Source organism: Pseudomonas sp. RIT411 (genome assembly GCF_003057735.2).
GTDB classification, from domain to species: domain Bacteria; phylum Pseudomonadota; class Gammaproteobacteria; order Pseudomonadales; family Pseudomonadaceae; genus Chryseomonas; species Chryseomonas oryzihabitans.
The window spans coordinates 118,819-142,993 of the sequence record NZ_QBIZ02000008.1; the positions used below are offsets into that span (position 1 = coordinate 118,819).

At 67.1% G+C, this 24,175-nt stretch carries 23 protein-coding genes; 11 read left to right on the forward strand and 12 right to left on the reverse strand.

All coding sequences use genetic code 11. From position 1 onward, the window contains the following. Window positions 1–43: 43 nt before the first annotated feature. Window positions 44–874 carry a TatD family hydrolase gene (locus DBY63_RS13735; protein ID WP_027601574.1) on the reverse strand — a complete coding sequence of 277 codons (831 nt, stop codon included), beginning with the start codon at window positions 872–874 and terminating at the stop codon, window positions 44–46. Window positions 875–962: 88 nt separating this feature from the next. On the opposite strand from DBY63_RS13735, the gene DBY63_RS13740 reads away from it, so the two are divergent. Both DBY63_RS13740 and DBY63_RS13745 read left to right on the forward strand, forming a co-directional pair. Next, entirely contained in the window at window positions 963–2,393 is a 1,431-nt protein-coding gene (locus DBY63_RS13740) for a transglycosylase SLT domain-containing protein (protein WP_108582315.1), read from the forward strand. 153 nt (window positions 2,394–2,546) lie between these two features. Further along, window positions 2,547–2,852, forward strand: a complete 306-nt coding sequence (locus DBY63_RS13745) for a hypothetical protein (RefSeq protein WP_042137989.1) — start codon at window positions 2,547–2,549, stop codon at window positions 2,850–2,852. Between the two features lie 3 nt (window positions 2,853–2,855). On the opposite strand, the gene greB is transcribed toward DBY63_RS13745, so the two are convergent. The 3 genes from greB to DBY63_RS13760 are packed head-to-tail and all read right to left on the reverse strand — an operon-like array spanning window position 2,856 to window position 6,544. Beyond that, on the reverse strand, window positions 2,856–3,359 hold the full coding sequence (greB, locus tag DBY63_RS13750) for a transcription elongation factor GreB (RefSeq protein WP_027601576.1): 504 nt from the start codon (window positions 3,357–3,359) through the stop codon (window positions 2,856–2,858). A 3-nt stretch (window positions 3,360–3,362) separates the two neighbouring features. Next, entirely contained in the window at window positions 3,363–5,873 is a 2,511-nt protein-coding gene (locus DBY63_RS13755) for an FtsX-like permease family protein (protein ID WP_108582316.1), read from the reverse strand. Then, window positions 5,870–6,544 carry an ABC transporter ATP-binding protein gene (locus DBY63_RS13760; RefSeq protein ID WP_108582317.1) on the reverse strand — a complete coding sequence of 225 codons (675 nt, stop codon included), beginning with the start codon at window positions 6,542–6,544 and terminating at the stop codon, window positions 5,870–5,872. Before DBY63_RS13760 ends, DBY63_RS13755 begins: the two co-directional genes overlap by 4 nt. A gap of 148 nt (window positions 6,545–6,692) precedes the next feature. On the opposite strand from DBY63_RS13760, the gene DBY63_RS13765 reads away from it, so the two are divergent. From DBY63_RS13765 to DBY63_RS13775, 3 genes are all read left to right on the forward strand, one after another. Then, a complete protein-coding gene (locus DBY63_RS13765; RefSeq protein ID WP_219860090.1) occupies window positions 6,693–7,247 on the forward strand; it encodes an arylesterase in 555 nt (184 codons plus the stop codon). 98 nt (window positions 7,248–7,345) lie between these two features. Then, entirely contained in the window at window positions 7,346–7,627 is a 282-nt protein-coding gene (locus DBY63_RS13770; RefSeq protein WP_007160562.1) for a hypothetical protein, read from the forward strand. A 74-nt stretch (window positions 7,628–7,701) separates the two neighbouring features. Continuing rightward, the gene (locus DBY63_RS13775; RefSeq protein WP_108582318.1) at window positions 7,702–8,679 is read left to right on the forward strand and encodes a L,D-transpeptidase family protein; all 978 of its coding nucleotides are present in this window, start codon (window positions 7,702–7,704) and stop codon (window positions 8,677–8,679) included. 122 nt (window positions 8,680–8,801) lie between these two features. Here the strand turns inward: DBY63_RS13775 and DBY63_RS13780 are convergent, their stop codons facing one another. Then, window positions 8,802–9,053 (reverse strand): Lpp/OprI family alanine-zipper lipoprotein, encoded by a 252-nt coding sequence (locus tag DBY63_RS13780; protein ID WP_007160560.1) that lies wholly within the window; start codon window positions 9,051–9,053, stop codon window positions 8,802–8,804. A 446-nt stretch (window positions 9,054–9,499) separates the two neighbouring features. On the opposite strand from DBY63_RS13780, the gene DBY63_RS13785 reads away from it, so the two are divergent. Beyond that, complete coding sequence (locus DBY63_RS13785) at window positions 9,500–9,781, forward strand: GNAT family N-acetyltransferase (protein ID WP_007160559.1); 282 nt, start codon at window positions 9,500–9,502, stop codon at window positions 9,779–9,781. A 58-nt stretch (window positions 9,782–9,839) separates the two neighbouring features. Here the strand turns inward: DBY63_RS13785 and DBY63_RS13790 are convergent, their stop codons facing one another. Continuing rightward, window positions 9,840–10,919 (reverse strand): 3-deoxy-7-phosphoheptulonate synthase, encoded by a 1,080-nt coding sequence (locus DBY63_RS13790; RefSeq protein WP_007160558.1) that lies wholly within the window; start codon window positions 10,917–10,919, stop codon window positions 9,840–9,842. A 165-nt stretch (window positions 10,920–11,084) separates the two neighbouring features. On the opposite strand from DBY63_RS13790, the gene DBY63_RS13795 reads away from it, so the two are divergent. The 3 genes from DBY63_RS13795 to cysB all read left to right on the forward strand — a co-directional run bounded on the left by DBY63_RS13795 (window position 11,085) and on the right by cysB (window position 13,088). Further along, window positions 11,085–11,411: a thioredoxin family protein gene (locus DBY63_RS13795; protein ID WP_007160557.1), complete on the forward strand. Its 327-nt coding sequence runs from the start codon at window positions 11,085–11,087 to the stop codon at window positions 11,409–11,411. A 108-nt stretch (window positions 11,412–11,519) separates the two neighbouring features. Beyond that, a complete protein-coding gene (locus DBY63_RS13800; RefSeq protein WP_007160556.1) occupies window positions 11,520–12,002 on the forward strand; it encodes a universal stress protein in 483 nt (160 codons plus the stop codon). 111 nt (window positions 12,003–12,113) lie between these two features. Continuing rightward, complete coding sequence (cysB, locus tag DBY63_RS13805; RefSeq protein ID WP_007160555.1) at window positions 12,114–13,088, forward strand: HTH-type transcriptional regulator CysB; 975 nt, start codon at window positions 12,114–12,116, stop codon at window positions 13,086–13,088. A 243-nt stretch (window positions 13,089–13,331) separates the two neighbouring features. Here the strand turns inward: cysB and DBY63_RS13810 are convergent, their stop codons facing one another. After that, window positions 13,332–14,255 carry a LysR family transcriptional regulator gene (locus DBY63_RS13810; RefSeq protein ID WP_108582319.1) on the reverse strand — a complete coding sequence of 308 codons (924 nt, stop codon included), beginning with the start codon at window positions 14,253–14,255 and terminating at the stop codon, window positions 13,332–13,334. A gap of 102 nt (window positions 14,256–14,357) precedes the next feature. On the opposite strand from DBY63_RS13810, the gene araD1 reads away from it, so the two are divergent. Both araD1 and DBY63_RS13820 read left to right on the forward strand, forming a co-directional pair. Further along, window positions 14,358–15,353 carry an AraD1 family protein gene (gene araD1 / locus DBY63_RS13815; protein WP_108582320.1) on the forward strand — a complete coding sequence of 332 codons (996 nt, stop codon included), beginning with the start codon at window positions 14,358–14,360 and terminating at the stop codon, window positions 15,351–15,353. Between the two features lie 152 nt (window positions 15,354–15,505). Next, window positions 15,506–17,083, forward strand: coding sequence for an aldehyde dehydrogenase (NADP(+)) (locus tag DBY63_RS13820; RefSeq protein WP_042138000.1), 1,578 nt, complete (start codon window positions 15,506–15,508; stop codon window positions 17,081–17,083). Between the two features lie 246 nt (window positions 17,084–17,329). On the opposite strand, the gene DBY63_RS13825 is transcribed toward DBY63_RS13820, so the two are convergent. The 5 genes from DBY63_RS13825 to DBY63_RS13845 all read right to left on the reverse strand — a co-directional run bounded on the left by DBY63_RS13825 (window position 17,330) and on the right by DBY63_RS13845 (window position 24,007). Further along, window positions 17,330–18,478, reverse strand: coding sequence for an aldose epimerase family protein (locus DBY63_RS13825; RefSeq protein ID WP_027599000.1), 1,149 nt, complete (start codon window positions 18,476–18,478; stop codon window positions 17,330–17,332). A gap of 121 nt (window positions 18,479–18,599) precedes the next feature. Continuing rightward, window positions 18,600–20,339, reverse strand: a complete 1,740-nt coding sequence (locus tag DBY63_RS13830; protein ID WP_007160550.1) for an IlvD/Edd family dehydratase — start codon at window positions 20,337–20,339, stop codon at window positions 18,600–18,602. A gap of 82 nt (window positions 20,340–20,421) precedes the next feature. Further along, window positions 20,422–21,390 carry an L-arabinose ABC transporter permease AraH gene (gene araH / locus DBY63_RS13835; RefSeq protein WP_027598999.1) on the reverse strand — a complete coding sequence of 323 codons (969 nt, stop codon included), beginning with the start codon at window positions 21,388–21,390 and terminating at the stop codon, window positions 20,422–20,424. 26 nt (window positions 21,391–21,416) lie between these two features. Continuing rightward, window positions 21,417–22,943 carry an L-arabinose ABC transporter ATP-binding protein AraG gene (gene araG / locus DBY63_RS13840; protein ID WP_027601583.1) on the reverse strand — a complete coding sequence of 509 codons (1,527 nt, stop codon included), beginning with the start codon at window positions 22,941–22,943 and terminating at the stop codon, window positions 21,417–21,419. Between the two features lie 59 nt (window positions 22,944–23,002). Then, window positions 23,003–24,007, reverse strand: coding sequence for a substrate-binding domain-containing protein (locus tag DBY63_RS13845; protein WP_007160547.1), 1,005 nt, complete (start codon window positions 24,005–24,007; stop codon window positions 23,003–23,005). Between the last annotated feature and the right edge of the window lie 168 nt (window positions 24,008–24,175).

The window sequence follows — 24,175 nt, forward strand, 5'->3', positions numbered from 1 at the left end:
AACGGCTTGCATGGGTCTGACTTTAGCGAAACGGCAACCCTGCCTAGTCGAATTCCTCGATCCGCTCTGGCACGGCGATCTCCGGTAGCCCGAAGAAGGCGCGGGCGGTGGCACTGGTGTGCAGGGCGGTCTGCTCGGGCGTTTCGTTGCGCAGGCGCGCCACGGTGCGCAGGATCTCCGGCAGGAAGGCCGGCTCGTTGTGGCCATGGCGCGGCTTGGGTCTGAGGGTGCGCGGCAGCAGGTAGGGGGCATCGGTTTCCAGCATCAGCCGACCGACCGGGATCTGCCCGACCAGCTCGTGCAGGTGCAGGCCGCGGCGCTCGTCGCAGATCCAGCCGGTGATGCCCAGGTGCAGGTCCAGATCCAGGTAGCCATAGAGCGCCTTGCGCTCGCCGGTGAAGCAGTGCACCACGGCGGCCGGCAGGTGGTCGCGATAGTCGCGCAGGATCGCCAGCATGCGCTCGCTGGCGTCGCGCTCGTGGAGAAACACCGGGCGGCGCAATTCGGCGGCCAGGGCCAGCTGTTCCTCGAAGCAGCGCTCCTGCTGCGGCCGCGGGGTGAAGTCGCGATTGAAGTCCAGGCCGCATTCGCCCAGGGCCCGTACCTTGGGCTGGCTGGCCAGGTCGCGCAGGGTCCTGGCGGCGGCCGCGTTCCAGGTCGAGGCTTCGTGGGGATGGACGCCCGCGGTGCTGAACAGCGCCTCGCCCGCATCCAGGCGCAGGCAGAGATTGAGGGCGTTCTCGCTGTCTTCGAGGGTGGTGCCGGTCAGCACCAGTTGCATCACACCGGCGGCCTGGGCCCGCTCGATCACCGCGTCCACCTGCTTGAGCAGACTGGGGTGGGTGAGGTTGACGCCGATGTCGATCAATTGCATGGTGCGGACCTTCCACAGATTTTGTCCCTTCATTCTATCCGTAGTCCGGGTGCTATCGGCGCTGTCCCGGCCAGGTCAGGAGTCCTGGATGCCGTTTCGATTCACCCTGGTCCTTGTTGGCTGCCTGCTCGCCTGCTCCGCCCAGGCGCGGCTCGGCGCCCTGCCACCCGAAGCGCCGCGCCATGTCGCGGCGCGCGACCTGACCGCCATCGAGCGGGCCGGCGAGTTGCGCGTCCTGGTCAACCAGAGTCGGCACAGCTCCGGCGAATGGAACGGCCAGGCGCTCGGCATCGAGTATCGGCGCCTGCAGGCCTTCGCCCGTTACCTGCAGCACCAGCCCGGGGGCCGGCCGCTGCGCCTGGTCTTCGTGCCCAAGGCCAAGGACGATCTCCTGGCGGCGCTGCAGCGCGGCGAGGGCGATCTGGTGGCGCCGGGCGAAACCCTGCTGCCGCCGCCGCATTCGGCGCTGATCGCCGCGTCGGTGGCGGCGCCCACCAGTCTGGTGGTGGTGGGTGGGCGCGGTCAGCGCCTGCCCCGCCATCTGGAGCAACTGGCCGGACGCCGGGTGGTGCTGCCCCAGGGCAGCGCAGCTGGTCCGGCCCTGGCCCGGCTCAACGCCCAGCTGGAGAAGCGCAGGCTGCGGCCGGTGCAGGTCGAGTGGGCCGATCCGACCCTGGCGGTGGAAGACGTCTTGGAGTTGACCCAGGCCGGCATCTATCCGCTCAGCGTCGTCGAGTCCGGGCTGGCCCATCGCTGGGCGCGGGTGCTGCCGCGCCTGCGGGTGGCCGATCGGCTGGTGGTGGCCCATGACCAGGCGCAGCTCTGGTATCTGCGCGCCCCGGCGCACCAGCTCGCCGAGCGGATCCGGACCTTCGCCCGGCAACCCCAGGCGCGCGACGACGACCAGGCCTTTCACCAGGCCTATGCGCGCCGCTACCAGGTACGCGATCCGCTGCAGGCCCATGACCGCAAGCGCCTGGCCCAGGTGCGGCCGCTGCTGCAGCGCTACGCCAAGGCCTACGACTTCGACTGGCTGACCCTGGCCGCCATGGCCTACAAGGAATCCGGCCTCGATCCCCATGCCCGCGGTGCCGGCCGCGCCGCGGGGCTGCTGCAGATCACCCCGCGGGCGGCGCGCAGCGTCGGGGTGCGCAACCTGCATTCCGCCGAGGACAACGTCAGGGCCGCCACCCGCTATCTGGCGCGCCTGCGCCGCGAATTCTTCTCCAGTCCGCGGCTCGCCGAGCGCGAGCGCCGCGCCTTTACCCTGGCGGCCTACAACCTTGGCCCGGAGCGCGTCCAGGCGCTTCGGGCCAAGGCGCGCAAGCAGGGGCTGGACGGCGATCGCTGGTTCTTCCAGGTCGAGCGCATCGCTGCCGAGGAGGTGGGTATCGGGGTGGTCAACTACGTGGCCAGCGTCAACAAGTACCGGGTGGCCTTCAGTCGCGAACGGGCCCGGCTGGAAGCGCCGGCCGTGGCGACAACCGGGGCCAGGGAGAACGGCCGCGGCGACGGTTGAAGCCCGCTTGACAGGGCGGTCGAGCCCTCCCTAGGATGATCCCGCGCCGATTTAAACAGCAACTTGCGGGGCGCTCCCAAATACCGCTAAAGCGCTGGACGGAACAGGCCTCGTACTACCGCCCAGCTGGATCTACGAGGCGGAATTTCGTCCATGCTACCGCTCCCGCTACGCCTGACGCCCCTGACCCAGGGCAAACTCGCCAGTCATCCCGCCATCCTCCTCGGCGGTCCCGACCAGCCCACCCTGCTGCGTTATCTCGAAGGCTGGCCCAAGCGCTGGCCGCACAGCCGCACCCTGCAGATTCGCTTCGCCGACCGGGCCGAACAGCTGCGCGCCTTTGGCGACGACAGCTTCGACTTCGCCGTGGTGCAGTCGCCGGGCCAGGCCGGTCTCGAATCCCTGGTGCGGGAACTGACCCGCGTGGCGCGGCAGGGCGTGATCACCCGTCGCCGCTAGCCGTCATTCCTCGGGATAGGCGATCTCGACGATGTACCAGCGCTGTTCGCCAGCCGGCGTCTGCAGGCGGACCTCGGCGTCCAGCGCCTTGCCGACCAGCGCCCGCGCCAGGGGCGAGTCGATGCTGATGAGGTTCTGCCGGAGGTCGAGTTCGTCCGGGCCGACGATGCGATAGCGCTTCTCGGCGCCCTCGTCGTCTTCCAGGGTGACCCAGGCGCCGAAATAGACCTTGGTCGGATCGGCCGGGCGCTCGCGGATCACCTTGAGATTCTCCAGCCGCTTGCGCAGGAAGCGCACCCGGCTGTCGATCTCCCGCAGCATCTTCTTGCCGTAGATGTACTCGGCGTTTTCCGAACGATCGCCCAGCGCGGCCGCCTCGCTCACCGCCTGGGTGACCTGGGGCCGGCGCACGTTCCACAGGTCGTGGAGTTCGGCGCGCAACCGGGCTTCGCCGGCGGCGGTGATCAGGGGCGTGCCGGCGGTGCGCGGCGGACGGTAGCGACTCATGGATCAGCTTTCTCTCAGGATCAGTAACGGACTGGCGGTGAGGGCCCGCCGCGTGCCCAGCAGGCCCGCCGCGCCGACCAGCAGGGCGCCCAGCACCGGCAACAGCAGCAGCCAGGGATGGGGTTGCCAGTCCAGGTCGAAGGCCAGCCGGTAGAGCAGGGCGCTGACGATCTCGCAACCGAGCGCCGCGAGCAAGCCGCTGGCGCCGCCGAGCAGGATGAATTCGGTGCGCCGCGCCCGTTGCAGCAACTCGCGCCGGGCACCCAGGGCGCGCAGCAGGGCGCCCTGGCGGATGCGTTCGTCGAGGGTCGCCTGCAGGCCGGCCAGCAGCACGGCGATGCCGGCGGCCAGCACGAACAGCAGCACGAACTCCACCGCCACGCTGACCTGGCGGAGGATGCTGCGCAGCTGATCGAGCAGGGCGTCGATGGGCAGCAGGGTCACCGCCGGGAATTGCCGGGCCAGGGCCAGCAATTCCCGGTCGTGCCCGGGCGGCAGGTAGAAGCTGCCCAGGTAGGTGAAGGGCACGTTCTGCAGGGCGCCCGGGGCGAAGATCACGAAGAAGTTCGGCTGGAAGTTGTCCCAGCTGACCTGCCGCAGGCTGGTGACTCGCGCCTCGATCTGGCGATCGCCGATGACGAAGCCCAGGGTGTCGCCCAGGCCGACGCCGAGGCTGCGCGCCAGCTCGCTTTCCAGGGACACCCCGGGCAGGTCGCCGGTGGGCAGCGCGTCCCACCACTGACCGGCTTCCAGGCGGTTGCCGTCCGGCAACCCAGCCGACCAGGTCAGGTTGAGATCGCGCCGGGTGGCACGGCCACCGCGGGAGTCGTCTTCCAGGCCGTCCTGGGCCGGATGCCCCTTCACGCTGACCAGGCGGCCCTGCACGATGGGATAGAGCGGACTGGCGTGGGGCGAGAGACCGGCCACCGCCGCGGCGAAGGCCTGGCGCTCGTCCGGCAGCACATTGAGGGCGAAGTGGTTGGGCGCCTCGGCCGGCAGTTGCGCCTGCCAGCGTTCCAGCAGCTCGCCCCGCAGCAGCACCACCAGACTCATGGCCAGCAGGATCAGGCCGAAGGCCAGGGTCTGGCCCACCGCCGCCAGGGGATGCCGGAGCAGCTGACCCAGACCCAGCCGCCAGGCCAGGGGCGCACCCTGCATGGCCCGGCGCAGGCCACGCAGGGCCAGGTAGAGCAGACTGCCGAACAGCAGTCCCGCGACCAGGCCACCCACCAGCAGCGCCAGGGTCAGGCGCAGATCCAGCGACAGGCGCCACATGATCAGCCCCAGGGCGAGCAGGGCGCAGCCATAGACCAGCCAGGTGCGCAGGGGCACGGGCTGCAGATCGCTGCGGAGCACCCGCAGCGGCGGGACCCGCCCCAGGGCGGCCAGCGGCGGCAGGGCGAAGCCGACCAGGGCGACCAGGCCGGTGCCCATGCCGGCCAGCGCCGGGCCGATCCCGACCGCCGGCAGGCGCGCCGGCAGGAGGCCATGCAGCAGCTCGAACAGCACCAGCTGCGCCAGCCAGCCGAGCAGGGCGCCGAGCAGACTCGCCGCCAGCCCCAGCAACCCCAGTTGCAGGCCGTAGAGCACCAGGGCGTCGCGGCGGGTCAGACCCAGGCAGCGCAGCAGGGCGCTGGCGTCGAAGCGCCGCGCGGCGAAGCGATTGGCCGACAGCGCCACGGCCACGCCGGCCAGCACCACCGCCACCAGGCTGGCCAGCCTCAGATAGCGCTGGGCACGCTCCAGGGCATTGCCCAGCTGGCGATTGCCATCACCCGGGCCTTCGAAGCGCTGGTTGGCGGCCAGGGCCGGGGTGAGCGCCTGGCGATAGGCGGCCAGGGCCTGGGGCTCGCCGCGCCAGAGTTCGCGATAGCGCACCCGACTGCCGGGCTGGATGACCCCGGTGGCAGCCACGTCGTCGAGATTGATCAGCACCCGCGGCGTCAGGCTGTAGAAGTCACCCGCCCGATCCGGTTCGTAGGTGAGCACCCGGGTGATGGTGAGGGCCTTGCGCCCGATGTCCAGGCGATCACCGACCTTGGCGTCCAGGGCCAGCAGCAGGCGCGGCTCGACCCAGGCCTCCCCGGGCGCCGGAGCGCCGCCCGGCTGGTCGGGCGCGTCCGGCGCCGCGGCGCTGCGCACCTCGCCGCGCAGGGGAAAGTTGGCCTGGACCGCCTTGACGCTGGCCAGCTGCAGGGCCTCGGCACCTGCGGCCATGGTGCTGAAATTGAGCGAGCGACTGTGTTCGAGGCCCCGCTGCAGGCCGGCGTCCACCTGTTCCGGACGTGGCGGTTCGCTGCCCAGCAGCACCAGGTCCGCGGCGAGGAATTCGCTGGCGCGATTTTCCATGCCCGCGCCCAGGCGGGCGGTGAAGTAGCCGATGGCGACGCTGGCGGCGACGGCCACCACCAGTGCCAGGCAGAGCATGCGGATCTCGCCGGCGCGGAGCTCTCTCAGACTCTGGCGCCAGGCCAGGCCGAACAGCCGGGTGAAGGGCAGACCGGTACGCCTCATGCCGCGACCTGCCGGCCGCCTTCCAGGCGCAGTTGGCGGGCGCAGCGCGCGGCCAGGCGCTCGTCATGGGTCACCAGTACCAGCGTCGTGCCGCGCTCACGATTGAGTTCGAACAGCAGATCGCTGATATGGGCACCGGTACGGCTGTCGAGGTTGCCGGTGGGTTCGTCGGCGAAGAGGATGCTCGGGCGCGGCGCGAAGGCGCGCGCCAGGGCGACCCGCTGCTGCTCGCCGCCGGAGAGCTGCCGGGGATAGTGGCGCAGTCGTTCGCCCAGGCCGACCCGTTCCAGCAGGGCCACCGCCTGGTCGCGGGCCTGGCGCACGCCCTCCAGCTCCAGCGGCAGCATGACGTTTTCCAGCGCCGTGAGGCTGTCCAGCAGCTGGAAGGACTGGAACACGAAGCCCACCCGTTCGGCGCGCAGGCGGGCACGGGCGTCTTCGTCGAGGGTATCCAGGCGCTGACCGGCGAGATGGACCTCGCCGCCGCTGGGCAGGTCGAGACCGGCCAAGAGACCGAGCAGGGTGGACTTGCCGGAACCCGAGCTGCCGACGATGGCCAAACTGTCGCCGGCCTGCAGTTGCAGATCCAGCGCCTGGAGGATCGGCAGCGCGCCTTCCGCGCCCGTGACGACCTTGCTAAGGTCGCGTGCCAGCAGTATGACTTCGCTCATGAGGTATCCGATGCCGTATTCGAAGGGCCCGCATGCGGGCGGCTGTGGCGAGTTAGAGTCAAAAAAGCGGGCGAAGTCCAGCGCGCCTTTGCGGCAAGGCATTGCCTGGCTGCTGGCGCTGCTCTGCCTGACCCTCACGCCCCTGGCCATGGCGCGCACCCTGCTGGTGGTGGGCGACAGCATCAGCGCCGGCTACGGCCTCGCCGACGGGCAGGGCTGGGTACGCCTGCTGGAGCAGCGCCTGCAGGCGCAGCGGCTCGACTACCAGGTGGTGAATGCCTCCATCAGCGGCGACACCACCGCCGGCGGCCTGGCGCGCCTGCCACGGTTGTTGGCCGAGCATCGACCCGACGTGGTGGCCATCGAGCTGGGCGGCAACGACGGCCTGCGCGGCCAGCCGCTGGCCCAGTTCGAGCGCAACCTCACCGCCCTGGTGGAACAGGCCAAGGCCCGAGGCGCGCGCGTCCTGCTGCTGGGCATGCGCCTGCCGCCCAACTACGGACCGCGCTATACCGATGGCTTCGCCCAGGTCTACACGGACGTGGCCAAGGCCCAGCAGGTGGCCCTGGTGCCCTTCCTGCTGGAAGGGGTAGGCGGCGATCCGGCCTATATGCAGCCGGATGGCATCCACCCCCAGGCCAATGCCCAGCAGCGCCTGCTGGACAACGCCTGGCCCCAGTTGCAGCCGCTGCTGCGCGACTGAACGCCGGACTTTTCCCCGACGGGGCTTTCCGCTAAGGTTGCGCGCCCCGCCGGTCCGGCCAATCGACCGCCCGGCGGAACCGCCCCTGGAGTATCCCGATGTCCCGCCTTTCCCGGTCCATGCACGGCTATCAGCTGATCCAGCCCGATGCCCAGCTCGACCTGTTCGCCTGCCGCGAGGGCCGAGTCCATATCGTCGCCCGGCAGCTGGAGCTGGGCTCGCCGACCGACCGGACGCTGTGCGGTACCCTGCTGCCGGCGCGTCCCCGCCTGCATCCGCTGAATCGCCGGGCGCTCGGCCTCAAGACCCTCTGTCCGGCCTGCATGCAGCGGCTGCAAGGCGCCAAACGGGGCTTGCCGAATCCGTTACAGGTCTTTTGAGGCCCTGCCGGACGCCGATCGAGGCGTGTACAATTCGCGCCGTCACCTTTTTGCTCCTTGCAAGGATTCATCCCATGCCCGCGCGCGTTTCGACCCTGGTCGGTTCCCTCTCGCTGTTTGGTCTGTTGAGCGCGGGTACGGCGCAGGCACTGGAGTTGCCGCTGCCGCCACCCGGTGAAGACGTGGTCGGCGAGGTTCAGGTCATCAAGGCCGCCTACGAAGACACCTTTGCCGATCTCGGCCAGAAGTACGATCTGGGCTACACCGAGATGGTGGCCGCCAACCCGGGCGTCGATGCCTGGCTGCCGGGTGCCGGCACCGAGATCGTGCTGCCCACGCGCTTCATCCTGCCGCCCGGCCCGCGCGAAGGCATCGTCATCAACATCGCCGAATACCGCATGTACTACTACCCCAAGGGTGGTCACACGGTGTTCACCTACCCGCTGGGCATCGGCCGCGAAGGCTGGGGTTCGCCCATCGGCGTGACCAAGGTGGTGGACAAGATCAAGGATCCGTCCTGGTATCCGCCGGAGTCGGTACGCGCCGAGCACGCCGCCGAAGGCGATCCGCTGCCCAAGGTGGTGCCGCCCGGTCCGGACAATCCCCTGGGGCCCTACAAGATCCGCCTGACCCTGCCGGGCTATCTCATCCACGGCTCGGACAAGAAATTCGGCATCGGCATGCAGGTCAGCCATGGCTGCTTCCGCATGTACAACTTCAACGTGACCGAACTGGTCGGCATGCTGCCCGTGGGCACGCCGGTGCGCATCATCGACGAGCCCTACAAGTTCGGCGTGAGCCAGGGCAAGCTCTACCTGGAAGCCCACCAGCCGGTGACCGTGAAGGGCGATCCGACCGAGATCGACCGTCAGGCCGCGGTGGTCAATGCGCTGATCAAGCGTGACGACCTGCTGCAGGCCAATAGCGCGGTGAACTGGAACACGGTGCGTGACGTGGTCCAGGGCCAGGACGGCCTGCCAGTGGAAATCGCCGACCTGCCGGCCGGGATAACGCCGGGTGCGGTGGCCAAGGCGCCTGCCAAGACCCTGTGATCGCGACCGGCCGAGCGCGCTCGGCCGGCCAGACAAACAAAAAGCCCGCCATCTGAGATGGCGGGCTTTTTGTTTGCTCCGGGAAAGGCGACTGTTGCCACTCGCCTTTCCAGCCGAGGCGCTTACTTGCGGCTGGCTTTTTCCAGCATACGCAGGGCGCGCTCGTTGGCTTCGTCAGCGGTCTGCTGAGCTTTCTGAGCGGCGGCCAGGGCCTCGTCAGCGTGACGGTAGGCTTCGTCAGCACGAGCCTGAGCACGGGCAGCGGCGTCTTCGGTAGCGGTCAGGCGAGCTTCGCTTTCCTTGTTAGCGGTGCTGCAACCAGTGGCCAGAGCAGCGGCCAGAGCCAGGGCGGCGAATTTCAGAGCGTTGTTCATCGTAAACCCCTTGAGGTAGACATCCTGTTTTAAGATCAATTTCCCAGGTGGAAAATTGCGGCTACATACTACTCATTACCGGTCGTAAGTAAACTGAGCGAACCCGTTGAAGAAGGATTTTTTGCGGAAAATCCTTCTCGGCTCCCCGTGTTCGTCCCGGAATCCCTGCGCACCCGGTATCAGCAACTGCTTGGATGGCTGAAAGTCGCGAACGTTTCAAAACGTTAGAGGATGAGCGGAAGTTGTCAAGCGCCGAGCCGCGCCTGCTCCCGCGCAGGCGGCCCTGATATAGTGTGTCTTCTCGGTGCGACGGCTGGTCAGAACCTGCTTCTTCCGGAGGGGTCTGACGCGCTGTGGCTCAGTCCCGCACAGGAAGGGTGCGTTCTCGTCTTCGGGTATCATCGATAACAATGGATAAGGCGGAGCCAAACCGCCAAGGAGTAGTCATGAACGAGTCCCTCCACGTGGAACACGATGAGGCCAATCATCAATTCCACCTTTCTGTCGACGGCCAGCGCGCCTATCTCGCCTACATGGATCTGGGCAAGCAGACCATGGATTTCTATCGCACCTTCGTCCCCGATGCCCTGCGTGGGCGCGGCTTGGCAGCGCGGCTGACCGAGTACGCGCTGAACTACGCCGAGAGCCGCGGCTACAGCGTCATTCCCTCCTGCTCCTATGTGGAGCACTACCTGGAACGTCGTGGCCAGGTGACGCCGCTGGCCTGAATGGCCACGCCAAGAAAAACGCCGGGCTGAGCCCGGCGTTTTCGTATCTGCTGCAGGATCAGCTGCGCGCGCGGCGCGGCAGCACATCCTTGAGCTTGCGGTGCATGTCGAGAATGCTCTTCTCGGTCATGGCCCAGTCGATGCAGGCGTCGGTCACCGAGACGCCATACTGCAGCTGCGACAGATCCGCCGGAATCGGCTGGCTGCCAAAGCCCAGGTGGCTTTCCACCATCAGGCCGACGATGGAGTTGTTGCCTTCGACGATCTGGTTGGCGACGTTGTCCATCACCAGCGGCTGCAGGGCGGCGTCCTTGTTGGAGTTGGCGTGGCTGCAGTCGACCATGATGTTCGGCTTGACCTTGGCCTTGACCAGCGCCTGCTCGCACAGGGTGACGCTGACCGAATCGTAGTTGGGCTTGCCGTTGCCGCCGCGCAGCACCACATGGCCATAGGCGTTGCCCTTGGTCATGACCACGGATACCTGGCCGCGCTGGTCGATACCCAGGAAGCGGTGCGGGCTGGACACCGACTGCAGGGCGTTGATGGCCACGGTCAGGCTGCCGTCGGTGCCGTTCTTGAAGCCGACCGCGGAGGAGAGGCCCGAGGCCATTTCCCGGTGGGTCTGGGATTCGGTGGTGCGGGCACCGATCGCCGACCAGCTGATCAGGTCCTGCAGGTATTGGGGGGAGATGGGGTCCAGCGCCTCGGTGGCGGTGGGCAGGCCCTTTTCCGCCAGGTCCAGCAGCAGCTGGCGACCGATGTGCAGGCCGTCCTGGATCTTGAAGGAGTCGTCCAGGTAGGGATCGTTGATCAGGCCCTTCCAGCCCACGGTGGTGCGGGGCTTCTCGAAGTAGACGCGCATGACCAGATAGAGGCTGTCGCTGACCTGGGCGGCCAGGGCCTTGAGGCGCTCGGCGTATTCGTGGGCGGCCTTGATGTCATGGATGGAGCAGGGGCCGATCACCACGAACAGGCGATGGTCCTTGCCGTCGAGGATGTCGCGGATGACCTGGCGGCCCTGGGCGACGGTGTCGGCGGCGAGATCGCTCAGCGGGATCTCCTGCTTGAGCTGCTCGGGGGTGATGAGCGGCTCGTTGGCTTCGATGTTGAGGTCGTTAAGGCGGGGCTGTGCGGCCATGGTGCTACTCGTCGGTCACGGCGCTGCGACAGGTCAGGGCCCGTGCAGGCAAAATACGATGGAGAGGGTGGGGCACCTTAACGCTTGTCCCGCCCGCTCACAATGGCTACGACGCTATCGACGCGCCCGAAGGCGTGCTTTGGCGATGATCGCGACGAGGAAAGCATGGAATTGGACGATGGGACGGCCGATGCCGTCCTGCTGGCGGCGCCTGGGCGCTCCCTGCTGATCTTTACCAGCGCCGGTTGCGCCTCCTGCCGCCTGGCGCGCCAGGTGCTGCCGACGGCGGCGCTGCCGGTCGAGCGGCTGTACTGGGTGGATGCCGAGCGCAGTGGCGGTCTGGTGCAGCGCTATGGGGTCTTTCATCTGCCGGCACTGTTCCTGATCGGGGATGGCGACTTCTTCGGCCCGGTGCAGGCGCCCCTGCGCGAGCCGGCCCTGGTGGCGGCGATCCAGGCCGCGGCGGCGCGGGAGCCCGAGGAAATACCCTGAAAGGCCTCTAACGCGCGCTTCGCAGCGCAAATGTCTTTCCCCTGCTACGCTGGAAAGGGCTATCCCGCATTGCACCGGTCAGGTCGCCTGATCTGGCCAGGAGGAATCGTGATCCGCTCGCTGCTTTATGCCACGGACCTGGGCCTGTGTTCGTCCTATGTCTTTCAGCATGCCTTGAATCTCGCCCGCATCCATCAGGCCCGGCTGTATGTCGTCCATGTGGTGGAGCCGCTCGGCCTGCTGGCCTCCACGCTGCTGCAACAGCATCCGAATGGTGAATCCCTGGATCGCCTGCGCAATGGCGGTCTGGAGCTGGTGCTGGAGACCATCGAGCAGCAGGTGTTCGAGTCGCTGCGCGAGGACCTGCTGGAGACCCCGGCCACCGTGGGTCTGATCCGGGCCGTGCGGGTGGTGCAGGGCGATCCGCCGGCCGCCATTCTCAAGCAGGCCCAGGACTTCGCCGCGGATCTGCTGGTGATCGGCAGTCGCAGCCAGGGCGACGCCCAGGTCGCCCCGCTGGGACGTACCGCCAGCCGCCTGCTGCAGACCGCACGCATCCCGGTGTACCTGGTGCCGCTGCGACAGGGCTGATCCGTAAGCGTCAGTCTTACTCCTCCGCGACTTAATTCGATTTCGGTCTAGAAAAACCTTAGGGCCTGCTTTACTGTTATATGCTTGCGCATGGGTCAGTGAGGAGCCGGCATGAAGCTGCAACAGTTGCGATATATCTGGGAAGTCGCCCACCACGATCTGAACGTTTCCGCCACCGCCCAGAGCCTCTATACCTCGCAGCCTGGCATCAGCAAGCAGATCCGCCTGCTCGAGGACGAGTTGGGGGTCGAGGTCTTTGCCCGCAGCGGCAAGCACCTGACCCGGGTGACCCCGGCCGGCGAACGCATCATCCAGACCGCCGGCGAGATCCTGCGCAAGTGCGAGAGCATCAAGCAGATCGCCCAGGAATTCTCCAACGAGCGCAAGGGCACCCTGTCCATCGCCACCACCCACACCCAGGCGCGCTATGCGCTGCCGGACGTGATCAGCGAATTCATCAAGCAGTATCCGGACGTGGCCCTGCACATGCATCAGGGCTCGCCGACCCAGATCGCCGAGATGGCCGCCGACGGCACCGTCGACTTCGCCATCGCCACCGAGGGTCTGGAACGCTTCAACGATCTGGTGATGATGCCCTGCTATCGCTGGAACCGCTGTGTCATCGTGCCCCAGGGTCACCCCCTGGCCAAGGTGGAGCACCTCACCCTGGAACACCTGGCGGAACAGCCGCTGGTGACCTACGTCTTCGGCTTCACCGGCCGCTCCAAGCTCGACGAGGCCTTTGCCCGCCAGGGTCTTGAGCCCAACGTGGTGCTGACCGCGGCGGACGCCGACGTCATCAAGACCTATGTCCGCCTCGGCCTGGGCGTGGGCATCGTCGCCGACATGGCGGTGGATCACAAAGCCGATGCCGACCTGGTCTGCCTGGACGCCAGCCACCTCTTCGAAGCCAGCGTGACCAAGATCGGCCTGCGCCGTGGCACCTTCCTGCGCGGCTTCATGTGCGACTTCATCGGCCGCTTTGCGCCGCACCTGACCCGCGATGTCCTCACCGAGGCCATGCAGACGCCCTCGCGGCAGGAGCTGGAGACCCTGTTCCATGGGGTGACGCTGCCGACGTATTGAGGGCTTCCTCTCGCTGAAATCATCGCGGCCGCAGCAGCACGTAGCGTGGAAAACGGCGTAGCCTTTTCCACTGGAGACTGCGCTGAAGGGGACACCCTCACCCCAACCCTCTCCCGAGGGGAGAGGGGGCTATCCGAGCAGGCGTTCAGTCACGTCAGTCTCGGCGAAATCGCAACAAGCCGTCGTGCTTCCATCTGTAGGAGCGGCCGCATCGGCGAACCGCCATGGCCACGATGCGTTACCTCACCCCGCCAACCGCCACTGCTCCAGCAGCAGCTGCGCGGCCGCCGACAATCCCGCGCCCTGGCGGACCAGGATCGAATAGGGTTCGTTGCGGGTGCGCTGGACCACGGGCAGGCGGCGCAGCAGGCCGTGTCTTTCGCCGAACTGGGCGATGTCGCTGGGCAGCATGGCCACCTGGTTGGCGTCTTCCTGCAGCAGGCCGAGCAGGGTGAAGGTCGAGGAGGTTTCCACCGGATAGCGGGGAAACTCCAGTTCCGCCGCGCGAAATTCCCGCTCCAGCGTCAGGCGCATGGGCAGGTTGGCCGGATAGACGATCCAGCGGCTGTCGACCAGTTCGGCCAGGCTCAGCGTCTCGGACTCCGCCAGCGGATGGCGGGGATGGCAGACGATCTCCAGCCGCTCTTCGCGCACCTCCAGGCAGTCATAGGCATCCGGCCGGCGGCTGACGCTGCTGCGGCAGATGGCCATTTCGATGCGACCGGCGTCGAGCAGGTCGAGCAGGCGCACGCTGGTGTCCTCGATGATCTCGATCCCCAGCTGGGGCTGCGCCGCACCCAGGCGCGACACCGCGGCGATCAGCCGGGGCACGGCGCCCATGATCACACCCACCGCCAGCCGACCGCCTTCGCCCTGCAGGATACCGAGCATCTCTTCGCGCAGATGGGCCAGGTCGCTTTCGATCAGCCGCGCATAGCGGATCACGCAGCGGCCGAGGTCATTGGGCTGCAGGCCCTGGTGGGTGCGCAGGAAGAGGGTGGCGCCCAGGGTGCTCTCGATCTCGTGCAGGGCCTTGGTGGCGCCGGGCTGGGAAATGGCGATGCGCTCGGCGGCCTTGTGCAGCGAGCCTTCCTCGTCGAGGGCGATCAGCAGGCGCAGTTGCCGCAGGCGCAGACGGGAGGCGATGGAGCCCAGGGATGGCAGCATGGGAATAACCGTTGGTTATCGCGGGATAGGGAGCTCTCATTAGGCAGGCCCCATGGCGCCGAGTAAAGTCTCCTGCAGGCGATAACCAACAAGGAGAATGCCATGCACCTGATTCAGTTCGAAGACCAGCAGGGCCAGCGCCGCGTCGGCGTGGTCGAGCGCGGTGAAGTCCAGCAGGTCCGCGGCGCGACCAGCACCCGGACCCTGGCGCTGCAGGCCATCCGTGCCGGCGTTTCCCTGGAATCTCAGGTGCAGACCCTGGGCCTGGAGCCCGGCCCGGCCTACGCCGAGCTGCTCGAGGCCGGTCGCCTGCTGCCGCCGCTGGACCATGAGGATCCCGCGCACTGCCTGGTCACCGGGACCGGTCTGACCCACCTGGGCAGCGCCGCCACCCGCGACAAGATGCACCAGCAGAACAGCCAGGAAGAGGCCAAGCTGACCGACTCCATGCGCATGTTCAAATGGGGCGTGGAGGCCGGTCGGCCTGCAGCGGGGAGCGCCGGTGCACAGCCGGAATGGTTCTACAAGGGCGACGGCGGCATCCTGGTGCGTCCGGGCGGCGACATCCCGCTGCCGGAATTCGCCGAGGACGCCGGGGAAGAGCCGGAGCTGACCGGTCTTTATGTGATCGGTGACGACGGCAAGCCTTACCGCCTGGGCTATGCGGTGGGCAACGAATTCTCCGACCACGTGATGGAACGCAAGAACTATCTCTACCTGGCCCATTCCAAACTACGCTACTGCAGCTTCGGTCCGGCCTTGCGCACCGGTGAGCTGCCGCGCCATCTGTCGGGCACCAGCCGGATCCGTCGCGGCGAGCAGGTGGTCTGGGAGAAGGAATTCCTCTCGGGCGAGGACAACATGTGCCACAGCCTGGAGAACCTCGAGTATCACCACTTCAAGTATGCCCAGTTCCTGCGGCCGGGCGATGTCCATGTACATTTCTTCGGCACGGCGACCCTGTCCTTCGCCGATGGCGTGCGCGTCGAGCCGGGCGACAGATTCGAGATCGCGGTGCCGGAATTCGGCGAGCCGCTGAGCAATGGCGTCAAGGCCGGCACGGCAGCCTTCCAGCCCGGGCAGGTCCGCCAGCTCTGATAGTTGTATGATGACTGCTGACTATGCGAATGCTAGAGTGGGTATCGCACAGGCTGGCCCGGCCGCTCGGACACCGAGCGTGCCACCCTTTCGAAGACCTCCCCGTAGCGGGTGGTCTTCCCTGAACCCCTAGGTATAAGGAGTCGAGAACAATGCAGATCCAAGGCAAGAACTACATCGGTGGCGCTCGCAGCGGCGAGGGCGAGGTGCGGGTCTACAGCATCGACGCCACGACCGGCGAAAAGCTGCCCTACGAATTCTTCCAGGCGTCCACGGCCGAGGTCGATGCCGCCGCCCGTGCCGCCGAGCAGGCCGCGCCCCTGTACCGCAAGTTGAGCGCCGAAAAGCGCGCGACCTTCCTCGACGCCATCGCCGACGAACTGGATGCCCTGGGTGACGACTTCGTCCAGTTGGTCTGCCAGGAAACCGCGCTGCCGGCTGGCCGCATCCAGGGTGAGCGCGGCCGCACCAGCGGCCAGATGCGTCTGTTCGCCAAGGTGCTCCGCCGCGGTGACTTCCACGGTGCGCGCATCGATACCGCGCTGCCCGAGCGCAAGCCGCTGCCGCGTCCTGACCTGCGCCAGTACCGTATCGGCCTGGGTCCGGTGGCCGTGTTCGGTGCCAGCAATTTCCCGCTGGCCTTCTCCACCGCCGGTGGCGACACCGCCGCGGCCCTGGCCGCCGGTTGCCCGGTGGTGTTCAAGGCCCACAGCGGCCACATGGTCACCGCCGAATACGTGGCCGACGCCATCATTCGCGCTGCCGAGAAGACCGGCATGCCCAAGGGCGTGTTCAACATGATCTATGGCGGTGGCGTGGGCGAGCAGCTGGTCAAGCACCCGGCCATCCAGGCGGTGGGCTTCACCGGCTCCCTGCGCGGCGGTCGCGCCCTGTGCGACATGGCCGCGGCCCGTCCGCAGCCGATCCCGGTGTTCGCCGAGATGTCCAGCATCAACCCGGTGGTGGTCCTGCCCGAGGCGCTCAAGGCCCGTGGCGACGCCATCACCGGCGAACTCGCGGCCTCCGTGGTTCTGGGTTGCGGTCAGTTCTGCACCAATCCGGGCCTGGTCATTGGCCTGCGTTCGCCCGAATTCAGCGCCTTCCTCGAGCGCCTGGCCGGTGCCATGAACGAGCAAGCGCCCCAGACCATGCTCAATCCGGGCACCCTGAAGAGCTACGAGAAGGGCGTCGCGGCGCTGCTGGCTCATTCCGGCGTGCAACACCTGGCCGGTGCCAGCCAGGAAGGCAACCAGGCGCGTCCGCAGCTGTTCAAGGCTGACGTGAGCCTGCTGCTGGAAAACGACGAGTTGCTGCAGGAAGAAGTCTTCGGCCCCACCACCGTGGTGGTCGAGGTGGCCGACGAGGCCCAGCTGCACCAGGCGCTGCAAGGCCTGCATGGCCAGCTGACCGCCACCCTGCTGGCCGAGCCGGCCGATCTGCAACGTTTCGAGGCCATCATCGGCCTGCTGGAGCAGAAAGCCGGGCGCCTGTTGCTCAACGGCTATCCCACCGGTGTGGAAGTCTGTGACGCCATGGTCCACGGCGGTCCCTATCCGGCGACCTCCGATGCTCGCGGCACCTCGGTCGGCACCCTGGCGATCGACCGCTTCCTGCGCCCGGTGTGCTACCAGAACTACCCGGACGCCTTCCTCCCGGAAGCCCTGCAGAACGCCAACCCGCTGGGCATCCAGCGCCTGGTGAACGGCGAGAACACCAAGGCCGCGATCTGATCGCGCGGTCCTGAGTGGTTGAGAACCCGGCGTCGCGAGACGCCGGGTTTTTTATTGGGTGGTGGAAGGGGGGTGGCAGGACAGTGGAAAAGGCTGCGCCGTTTTCCACGCTACTGAAGAGCCAAGCGCGTGCCGGAACAACCCCCTCTCCCTCCGGGAGAGGGTGGGGGTGAGGGAAGCCGCATGCACAATCCCCAAAGAAGAAGGCCGCTCCTGAGAGCGGCCTTGCGTGCATCGGCAATCGCCTTACTTGGCGGCGAACTTGAAGATGGTCGTCTGGGTGTAGGTCTGGCCGGGATCCAGGCGGGTGGTGGGGAAGTTCGGCTGGTTGGGCGCGTCCGGATAGTGCTGGGTTTCCAGGGTGAAGGCACCCCAGTGGCCGTAGGTCTTGCCGGCCTTGCCCTTGATGTTTCCTTCCAGGAAGTTGCCGGTATAGAACTGCACGCCCGGTTCGGTGGTGTAGAGGGTCAGGGTGCGGCCGGAGCCCGGATCGGTCACCACGGCGGCGGCCTTCTGCAGATCGCCCGCGGTGTTGAGCACCCAGTTGAAGTCATAGCCACCCTGCTTGGGTTCGGCGTACTTCAGCTGCTGGTTGTCGTCGGCGATGTGCTTGCCGATGGCGGTCGGCTTGCGGAAGTCCAGGGGCGTGCCGGCCACGGGCGGCAATTCGCCGGTGGGAATCAGCTTGGCGGTCACCGGCGTGTATGTGTCGGCATTGAGCATCGCCACCTGCTTGAGCACGGTGCCACTGCCGGCGCCCGCCAGGTTGAAGTAGCTGTGGTTGGTCAGGTTGAGCACCGTCGGCTTGTCGGTGGTGGCGCGGTACTTGAGGGTCAGCTGGTTGTGTTCGTCCAGCTGGTAGGTCACCTGGGTGGTCAGGGTGCCGGGAAAGCCCATCTCGCCATCGGGAGACACATAGCTCAGGGTCACGCCGACCCAGCCGTCGCCCTTGGCCGGCTCGGCCTTCCACACCTTGGTGTTGAAGCCCTGGGGACCGCCGTGCAGGGCGTTGGTCTTGTCGTTCTGCGGGATCTGGTAGCTCTTGCCGTCGAGGCTGAAACGACCGTCGGCGATGCGGTTGCCGAAGCGGCCGATGGTGGCGCCAAAGAATACCGTGGGGTTGTCGAGATAACCCTGGACGTCATCGAAGCCCAACACCACGTCTTCGCTGTGGCCCTTGCGGTCGGGCACCTTGAGCGCCTGCAGCACGCCGCCGTAGGTGATGACGGTGGCCTGCATGCCGTGGCTGTTGGTCAGGACGAACTTCTCGATGGGGGTGCCATCGGGCAGCTTGCCAAAGCTCGACTGCTGGCTGCTGAGGCCGGCCGCCTGGGCGGTAAGGGTGCTGATCATGAGTGACAGTCCAAGTCCGGTGAGGGCTAACGTGCGTTTCATCTCGACCACCTTTTCGGTTTGTTGTTGTGCAAGGGTGGGTCAGGCGACCCGGAAGCCGGAGGAGGGGCGGTAAAGCCTCCTCACCCCAACCCTCTCCCGAGGGGAGAGGGGTAGAAGCGGATCAATGGGAGTGGCGGGGCACCTCGGCGCCGCGGCAGCCGACCAGGAAGTCGAAGTCGCAGCCTTCGTCGGCCTGCAGCACATGGTTGACGTAGAGGCGGCGATAACCGCCGGCCAGCAGCTGATCGGCCGGCGGTTGCCAGTCGGCCAGACGCGCGGCCAGTTCCTCGTCGGGGATATCCAGGTGCAGGCGCCCGGAGGCGCAGTCCAGTTCGATCATGTCGCCTTCGCGCACCACCGCCAGCGGGCCGCCGGCCGAGGCCTCAGGTGCCACGTGCAGCACCACGGTGCCGTAGGCGGTGCCGCTCATGCGGGCGTCGGAGATGCGCACCATGTCGGTGATGCCCTTGGCCAGCAGCTTGGGCGGCAGACCCATGTTGCCCACCTCGGCCATGCCCGGATAACCCTTGGGCCCGCAGTTCTTCAGCACCATCACGCAGGTCTCGTCGATGTCCAGATCCGGGTCGACGATGCGCGCCTTGTAGTCTTCCAGGTTCTCGAACACTACGGCGCGACCGCGATGCTGCATGAGCGCCGGGGTCGCGGCCGAGGGCTTGAGCACCGCGCCCTTGGGCGCCAGGTTGCCGCGCAATACGCAGATGCCACCGTCGGCGCGCAGCGGGTTGTCCAGGGCGCGGATGACCTCGTCGTCGCCGTAGATGGGCGCCTCGGCGCAGTTCGCCCAGATCGTCTTGCCGTTGGCGGTCAGGGCCTCGGGATGAGGCAGCAGATTGGCTTCGCCCATGCGGCGGATCACCGCCGGCAGGCCGCCGGAGTAATAGAACTCTTCCATCAGGAAGCGTCCGGAGGGCTGCAGGTCGACGATGGTGGGGGTACCGCGACCGACCCGGGTCCAGTCGTCCAGCTCCAGGTCCACGCCGATGCGGCCGGCGATGGCCTTGAGGTGGATCACCGCGTTGGTGGAACCGCCGATGGCGGCGTTGACGCGGATGGCGTTCTCGAAGGCTTCCTTGGTGAGGATCTTCGACAGCCGCAGGTCTTCTTCCACCATTTCGACGATGCGCATGCCGGACAGGTGGGCCAGCACGTAGCGCCGCGAATCCACCGCCGGGATGGCGGCGTTGTGCGGCAGCGAGGTGCCCAGGGCCTCGGCCATGCAGGCCATGGTCGAGGCGGTGCCCATGGTGTTGCAGGTCCCGGCCGAACGCGACATCCCGGCTTCGGCGGAGAGGAATTCGTTGAGGTCGATGGCGCCCGCCTTGTAGGCCTCGTGCATCTGCCAGACGATGGTGCCGGCGCCGATGTCGCGGCCGTGGTGCTTGCCGTTGAGCATGGGGCCACCGGTGACGACGATGGCCGGCACGTCGCAGCTGGCGGCGCCCATCAGCAGCGCCGGCGTGGTCTTGTCGCAGCCGGTGAGCAGCACCACGGCGTCCACCGGGTTGCCGCGGATGGCCTCTTCCACGTCCATGCTGGCCAGGTTGCGGGTCAGCATGGCGGTGGGTCTGAGGTTGGATTCGCCGTTGGAGAACACCGGGAATTCCACCGGGAAGCCGCCGGCTTCGTAGATGCCGCGCTTGACGTGTTCGGCGATCTTGCGGAAGTGGGCGTTGCAGGGGGTCAGCTCGGACCAGGTGTTGCAGATGCCGATGACGGGCTTGCCCTGGAATTCATGGTCCGGGATGCCCTGGTTCTTCATCCAGCTGCGGTACATGAAGCCGTTCTTGTCGTTGCTGCCAAACCACTGGGCGGAGCGGAGCGGGCGTTTGGGCGTGGTCATTGTTTGGTCCTCGGGCATTTCACGGGCATAGCGGTCCCCGTTACGGCGCGCCTGGCGCCGCGGGGGAGGGCAGAGTCTGGGTTTAGCGCTGCTTGAAGCGGTCGATGACCACGGCCAGCAGCAGGATGGTTCCGCGGATGACGTACTGGTAGAAGGTGTCGATGTTCTTCAGGTTCATGGCGTTCTCGATGATCGCCAGGATCAGCACGCCGGCGATCACGTGGCGGATCATGCCGATGCCGCCGGCCAGGGAAACCCCGCCCAGCACGCAGGCGGAGATCACCGTGAGTTCGAAGCCCTGGCCGATCATCGGCTGGCCGGAGGTCATGCGCGAGGCCAGCACCACGCCGGCCAGCGCGCCGATCACCCCGTGCATGGCGAAGATGATGATCTTGGTGCGGTCGACGTGGACGCCGGCCAGCAGCGCGGCTTCCTCGTTGCCGCCGATGGCCATGGTGTTGCGGCCGAAGGTGGTGTAGTTGAGCAGCCAGCCAAAGAACAGGATGCACAACAGGGTGATGACGATGGGCACCGGCAGGCCGAACAGCTGGCCGTTGCCGAACACGAAGAACTGCTCCTGGGAGACGCCCACGGCCTTGCCGTCGGAGAAGATGTAGCCCAGGCCGCGCACGATCTGCATGGTCGCCAGCGTGGTGATCAGGGCGTTGATCTTGAGCTTGGCGATCACCAGGCCGTTGATCAGACCCACCACCAGGCCCATGGCCAGGGCGGCGGCGACGCCGAGAAAGACGCTGTCGAATTCGCGCATCACCACCGCGGCGACCACCCCGGCACAGGCGATGACCGACCCCACCGAGAGGTCGAAGTGGCCGGAGGCCAGGCAGAACAGCATGGTGCAGGCGGCGATGCCCACGGTGGAGATCGCCAGACCCAGACCGCGCATGTTCAGCGGCGAGAGGAAGTTCTGCACGAACAGCGCGCAGAGGGTGAAGATGACGACGGCGGCCAGCATCATGGCCCAGTCGTCGAGGAAGCGGCGGGTGTCGAAACCGCGGCGCGGCGGGGTCAGGCTGTGGGGTTGGGCGGACATGGACGTGACCTCTTTTCTTGTTTTCATCAGGCCCGGGTACGGGGCAGGGCGAGCTGCAGCAGGCGCTCGTCGTTGAACTCGGCGCGGGCCACCTCGCCGGTGATGGCGCCTTCGCTCATCACCAGGATGCGATCGGCCACGCCCATGACTTCCATCAGGTCGCTGGACACCACCACCACGGCGATGCCGCGGGCGGCGAGGTCATGGATGATGGCGTAGATCTCCGACTTGGCGCCCACGTCGATGCCGCGGGTGGGTTCGTCGAGCAGCAGCACCTGCATGGGCATCGACAGCCAGCGCCCGAGGATGGCCTTCTGCTGGTTGCCGCCGGAGAGATTCTTGATCTTCTGCCCGGCGTGGGGCGTCTTCACGTTCAGCGCGCGAATCTGCTTTTCGGCATTGGCCTTTTCCCAGCGACCCTGGATCAGGCAGCCGAGGCTGGCGTGATGGGCGCGGGCGCTGATGTTGATGTTCTCAGCCACGCTGGCCAGGGGCACGATGCCTTCCTTCTTGCGATCTTCCGGGCACAGCAGGATGCCGGCGGCGATGGCGTCACGCGGCGACCTTAGGCTGACCGGGGCGCCCTTGAGACTCAGGCTGCCGGCCTTGTGCTTTTCCAGCCCCGCCAGCAGGCGCAACAGCTCGGTGCGACCGGCACCGACCAGGCCGAACAGGCCGAGGATCTCGCCCTGGCAGACCTCGAAGCCCACCGGCTGCTGCAGGCCCTGGCCGAGCAGGCCCTCGACCTTGAGGCAGCCACCGCCGATTTCGCGCGGGCGGTAGTCGTAGATGTCGGCGAGATCGCGGCCGACCATCAGGGTGATCAGCTGGTCGGGGGTGATGTCGGCCAGGCGCTCGATGGTGCGCACGTGGCGGCCGTCCTTGAACACCGTCACCGCGTCGCAGATGCGGAAGACTTCTTCCATGCGGTGGGAGACATAGAGCACCACCCGGCCTTCGTCGCGCAGCCGGGCGATGATGGTCATCAGCCGATCGGTCTCGCGGGCGGACAGGGAGCTGGTCGGCTCGTCGAAGGCGATGACGCGGGCGCCCCGGGAGAGCGCCTTGGCGATCTCCACCAGCTGGCGCTGACCGAGCGACAGGCGCCCGACCTTGGTGTTGGGGTCGATCTCTTCGGCCAGGCCCTTGAGCAGGTCCAGGGCCTGGCGGCGCAGGTGGCCGCGATTGACGATGCCATAGCGCGCCGGCAGGTGCCCGAGAAAGAGATTTTCGGCGACGGTCATCTCCGGCACCAGCTGCAGCTCCTGCTGGATCACGGCGACGCCGGCGCGGATGGCTTCGGCGGTGCTCTTGAACACCAGCTCCTGGCCGTCGATGTTGAGGTGGCCGGTGGTGGGGGCGTGGTAGCCGCTGAGGATCTTCAGCAGGGTCGACTTGCCGGCACCGTTCTCGCCCATGAGGGCGTGCACCGAGCCGGGACGCACGTTGAAGGAGATGTCGGCGAGCGCCTTGACGCCGGGAAAGGTCTTGCCGATGCCGACGAAACCGAGGCTGTCGGCGCTCTGGGCGGTGGTTTGTTCCAGGGCTGCCATGGGGCACTCCTGTCAGACGAAAGAGGAGGGCGGCGCCAGCCGAGGCGCCGCCGGGGTCATCACTTCCAGAGGCCGATCTTTTCCAGCTCTTGCTGGAAATTGGCGCGAGTGATGAGGGTGACCTTGTCCATCGCGGTGTACTTGGGCGGTTCCTTACCGGTGGTCACCCATTCGTACATCATGCTGGCGGTCTGGTAGCCCTCTTCGTGGGGGCTGGGCAGCATGGAGCCGAAGAAGCCGCTGTTGGGTTTCTTCAGTTCGCCGATGGCGTCGGTGCCGTTGATGCCGATGCCGATCACCTGCTCGGCCTTGAAGCCGGCGCTTTCGGTGGCGCGGACGCCGCCCAGCACGGTGTTGTCGTTCATGCCGCCGATGATCAGGTGCTTGGCGCCCGAGGGCAGCTTGACCAGCGCGGAGGTGGTGGAGTCCATGCTGCCGGGCACGTCCAGGGTCTTCTGCGGCGCGAAAATGATGTGATCGGCGGGCAGGCCGGCCTTCTTCAGGGCTTCCACCGAACCGTCGGTGCGCTTCTTGCCGGTGTCCAGCTCGTTGTAGGTGTTGATCACCGCATAGGTGTCATCCCACTTCCAGCCACGCTTCTCGGCTTCGGCGGCCATGGCGGCGCCCTGCTGCTGGCCGACCTCGAAGGCGGCCATGCCCAGGTAGGGCACGTCTTCCATGAACTTGCCCTTGGCGTCGACGAAGCGGTCGTCCACGGCCATGACCTTGAGGTCGTTGAGCTTGGCCTTGGCCACGATGGCCGGGCCGAGGGAGACGTCGGGCGGGCAGATCACGAAGCCCTTGGCGCCGTTGGCGGCCAGGCTGTCGATGGCGGCGAGGGTCTTCTCGCCATCCGGCACGGCGATCTTGAGCAGGGTGAAGCCCTTGTCCTTGGCGGCTTTCTCGGCGAAGGCCCACTCGGTCTGGAACCAGGGTTCCTCGGGTTGCTTGACCAGGAAACCGATCTTGACCGGATCGGCAGCGAAAGCGGAGAGAGACAGGCTGACGGCACCGGCGGCGAGGGCGGCACGCAGCAGAGAACGAACTCCCGGAACACGGAACATAGCTGGAACTCCTTGTTTTTATTGGTGTGGCCAGGCAATGCGAGGCGGCGGGCTGCCGTCGTGGAGGTCAGACGACACCGCTCTTCATTGATATTATGATTGGATGGGTGCGGGTGCAAGGAAAAGGTGACGAGATTTTTCGTCACCTCTGTCACCAAGCTGTTACAT

Coding starts and splice junctions, on each gene's coding strand:
- DBY63_RS13755 (WP_108582316.1), bottom strand. CDS start 5,873: ATGAGGCGTACCGGTCTGCCCTTCACCCGGCTGTTCGGCCTGGCCTGG.
- araG (WP_027601583.1), bottom strand. CDS start 22,943: ATGGCAGCCCTGGAACAAACCACCGCCCAGAGCGCCGACAGCCTCGGT.
- araH (WP_027598999.1), bottom strand. CDS start 21,390: ATGTCCGCCCAACCCCACAGCCTGACCCCGCCGCGCCGCGGTTTCGAC.
- DBY63_RS13775 (WP_108582318.1), top strand. CDS start 7,702: ATGCCCGCGCGCGTTTCGACCCTGGTCGGTTCCCTCTCGCTGTTTGGT.
- DBY63_RS13735 (WP_027601574.1), bottom strand. CDS start 874: ATGCAATTGATCGACATCGGCGTCAACCTCACCCACCCCAGTCTGCTC.
- DBY63_RS13845 (WP_007160547.1), bottom strand. CDS start 24,007: ATGTTCCGTGTTCCGGGAGTTCGTTCTCTGCTGCGTGCCGCCCTCGCC.
- cysB (WP_007160555.1), top strand. CDS start 12,114: ATGAAGCTGCAACAGTTGCGATATATCTGGGAAGTCGCCCACCACGAT.
- DBY63_RS13745 (WP_042137989.1), top strand. CDS start 2,547: ATGCTACCGCTCCCGCTACGCCTGACGCCCCTGACCCAGGGCAAACTC.
- greB (WP_027601576.1), bottom strand. CDS start 3,359: ATGAGTCGCTACCGTCCGCCGCGCACCGCCGGCACGCCCCTGATCACC.
- DBY63_RS13810 (WP_108582319.1), bottom strand. CDS start 14,255: ATGCTGCCATCCCTGGGCTCCATCGCCTCCCGTCTGCGCCTGCGGCAA.
- DBY63_RS13795 (WP_007160557.1), top strand. CDS start 11,085: ATGGAATTGGACGATGGGACGGCCGATGCCGTCCTGCTGGCGGCGCCT.
- DBY63_RS13785 (WP_007160559.1), top strand. CDS start 9,500: ATGAACGAGTCCCTCCACGTGGAACACGATGAGGCCAATCATCAATTC.
- araD1 (WP_108582320.1), top strand. CDS start 14,358: ATGCACCTGATTCAGTTCGAAGACCAGCAGGGCCAGCGCCGCGTCGGC.
- DBY63_RS13740 (WP_108582315.1), top strand. CDS start 963: ATGCCGTTTCGATTCACCCTGGTCCTTGTTGGCTGCCTGCTCGCCTGC.
- DBY63_RS13790 (WP_007160558.1), bottom strand. CDS start 10,919: ATGGCCGCACAGCCCCGCCTTAACGACCTCAACATCGAAGCCAACGAG.
- DBY63_RS13780 (WP_007160560.1), bottom strand. CDS start 9,053: ATGAACAACGCTCTGAAATTCGCCGCCCTGGCTCTGGCCGCTGCTCTG.
- DBY63_RS13765 (WP_219860090.1), top strand. CDS start 6,693: ATGGCGCGCACCCTGCTGGTGGTGGGCGACAGCATCAGCGCCGGCTAC.
- DBY63_RS13820 (WP_042138000.1), top strand. CDS start 15,506: ATGCAGATCCAAGGCAAGAACTACATCGGTGGCGCTCGCAGCGGCGAG.
- DBY63_RS13770 (WP_007160562.1), top strand. CDS start 7,346: ATGTCCCGCCTTTCCCGGTCCATGCACGGCTATCAGCTGATCCAGCCC.
- DBY63_RS13825 (WP_027599000.1), bottom strand. CDS start 18,478: ATGAAACGCACGTTAGCCCTCACCGGACTTGGACTGTCACTCATGATC.
- DBY63_RS13830 (WP_007160550.1), bottom strand. CDS start 20,339: ATGACCACGCCCAAACGCCCGCTCCGCTCCGCCCAGTGGTTTGGCAGC.
- DBY63_RS13760 (WP_108582317.1), bottom strand. CDS start 6,544: ATGAGCGAAGTCATACTGCTGGCACGCGACCTTAGCAAGGTCGTCACG.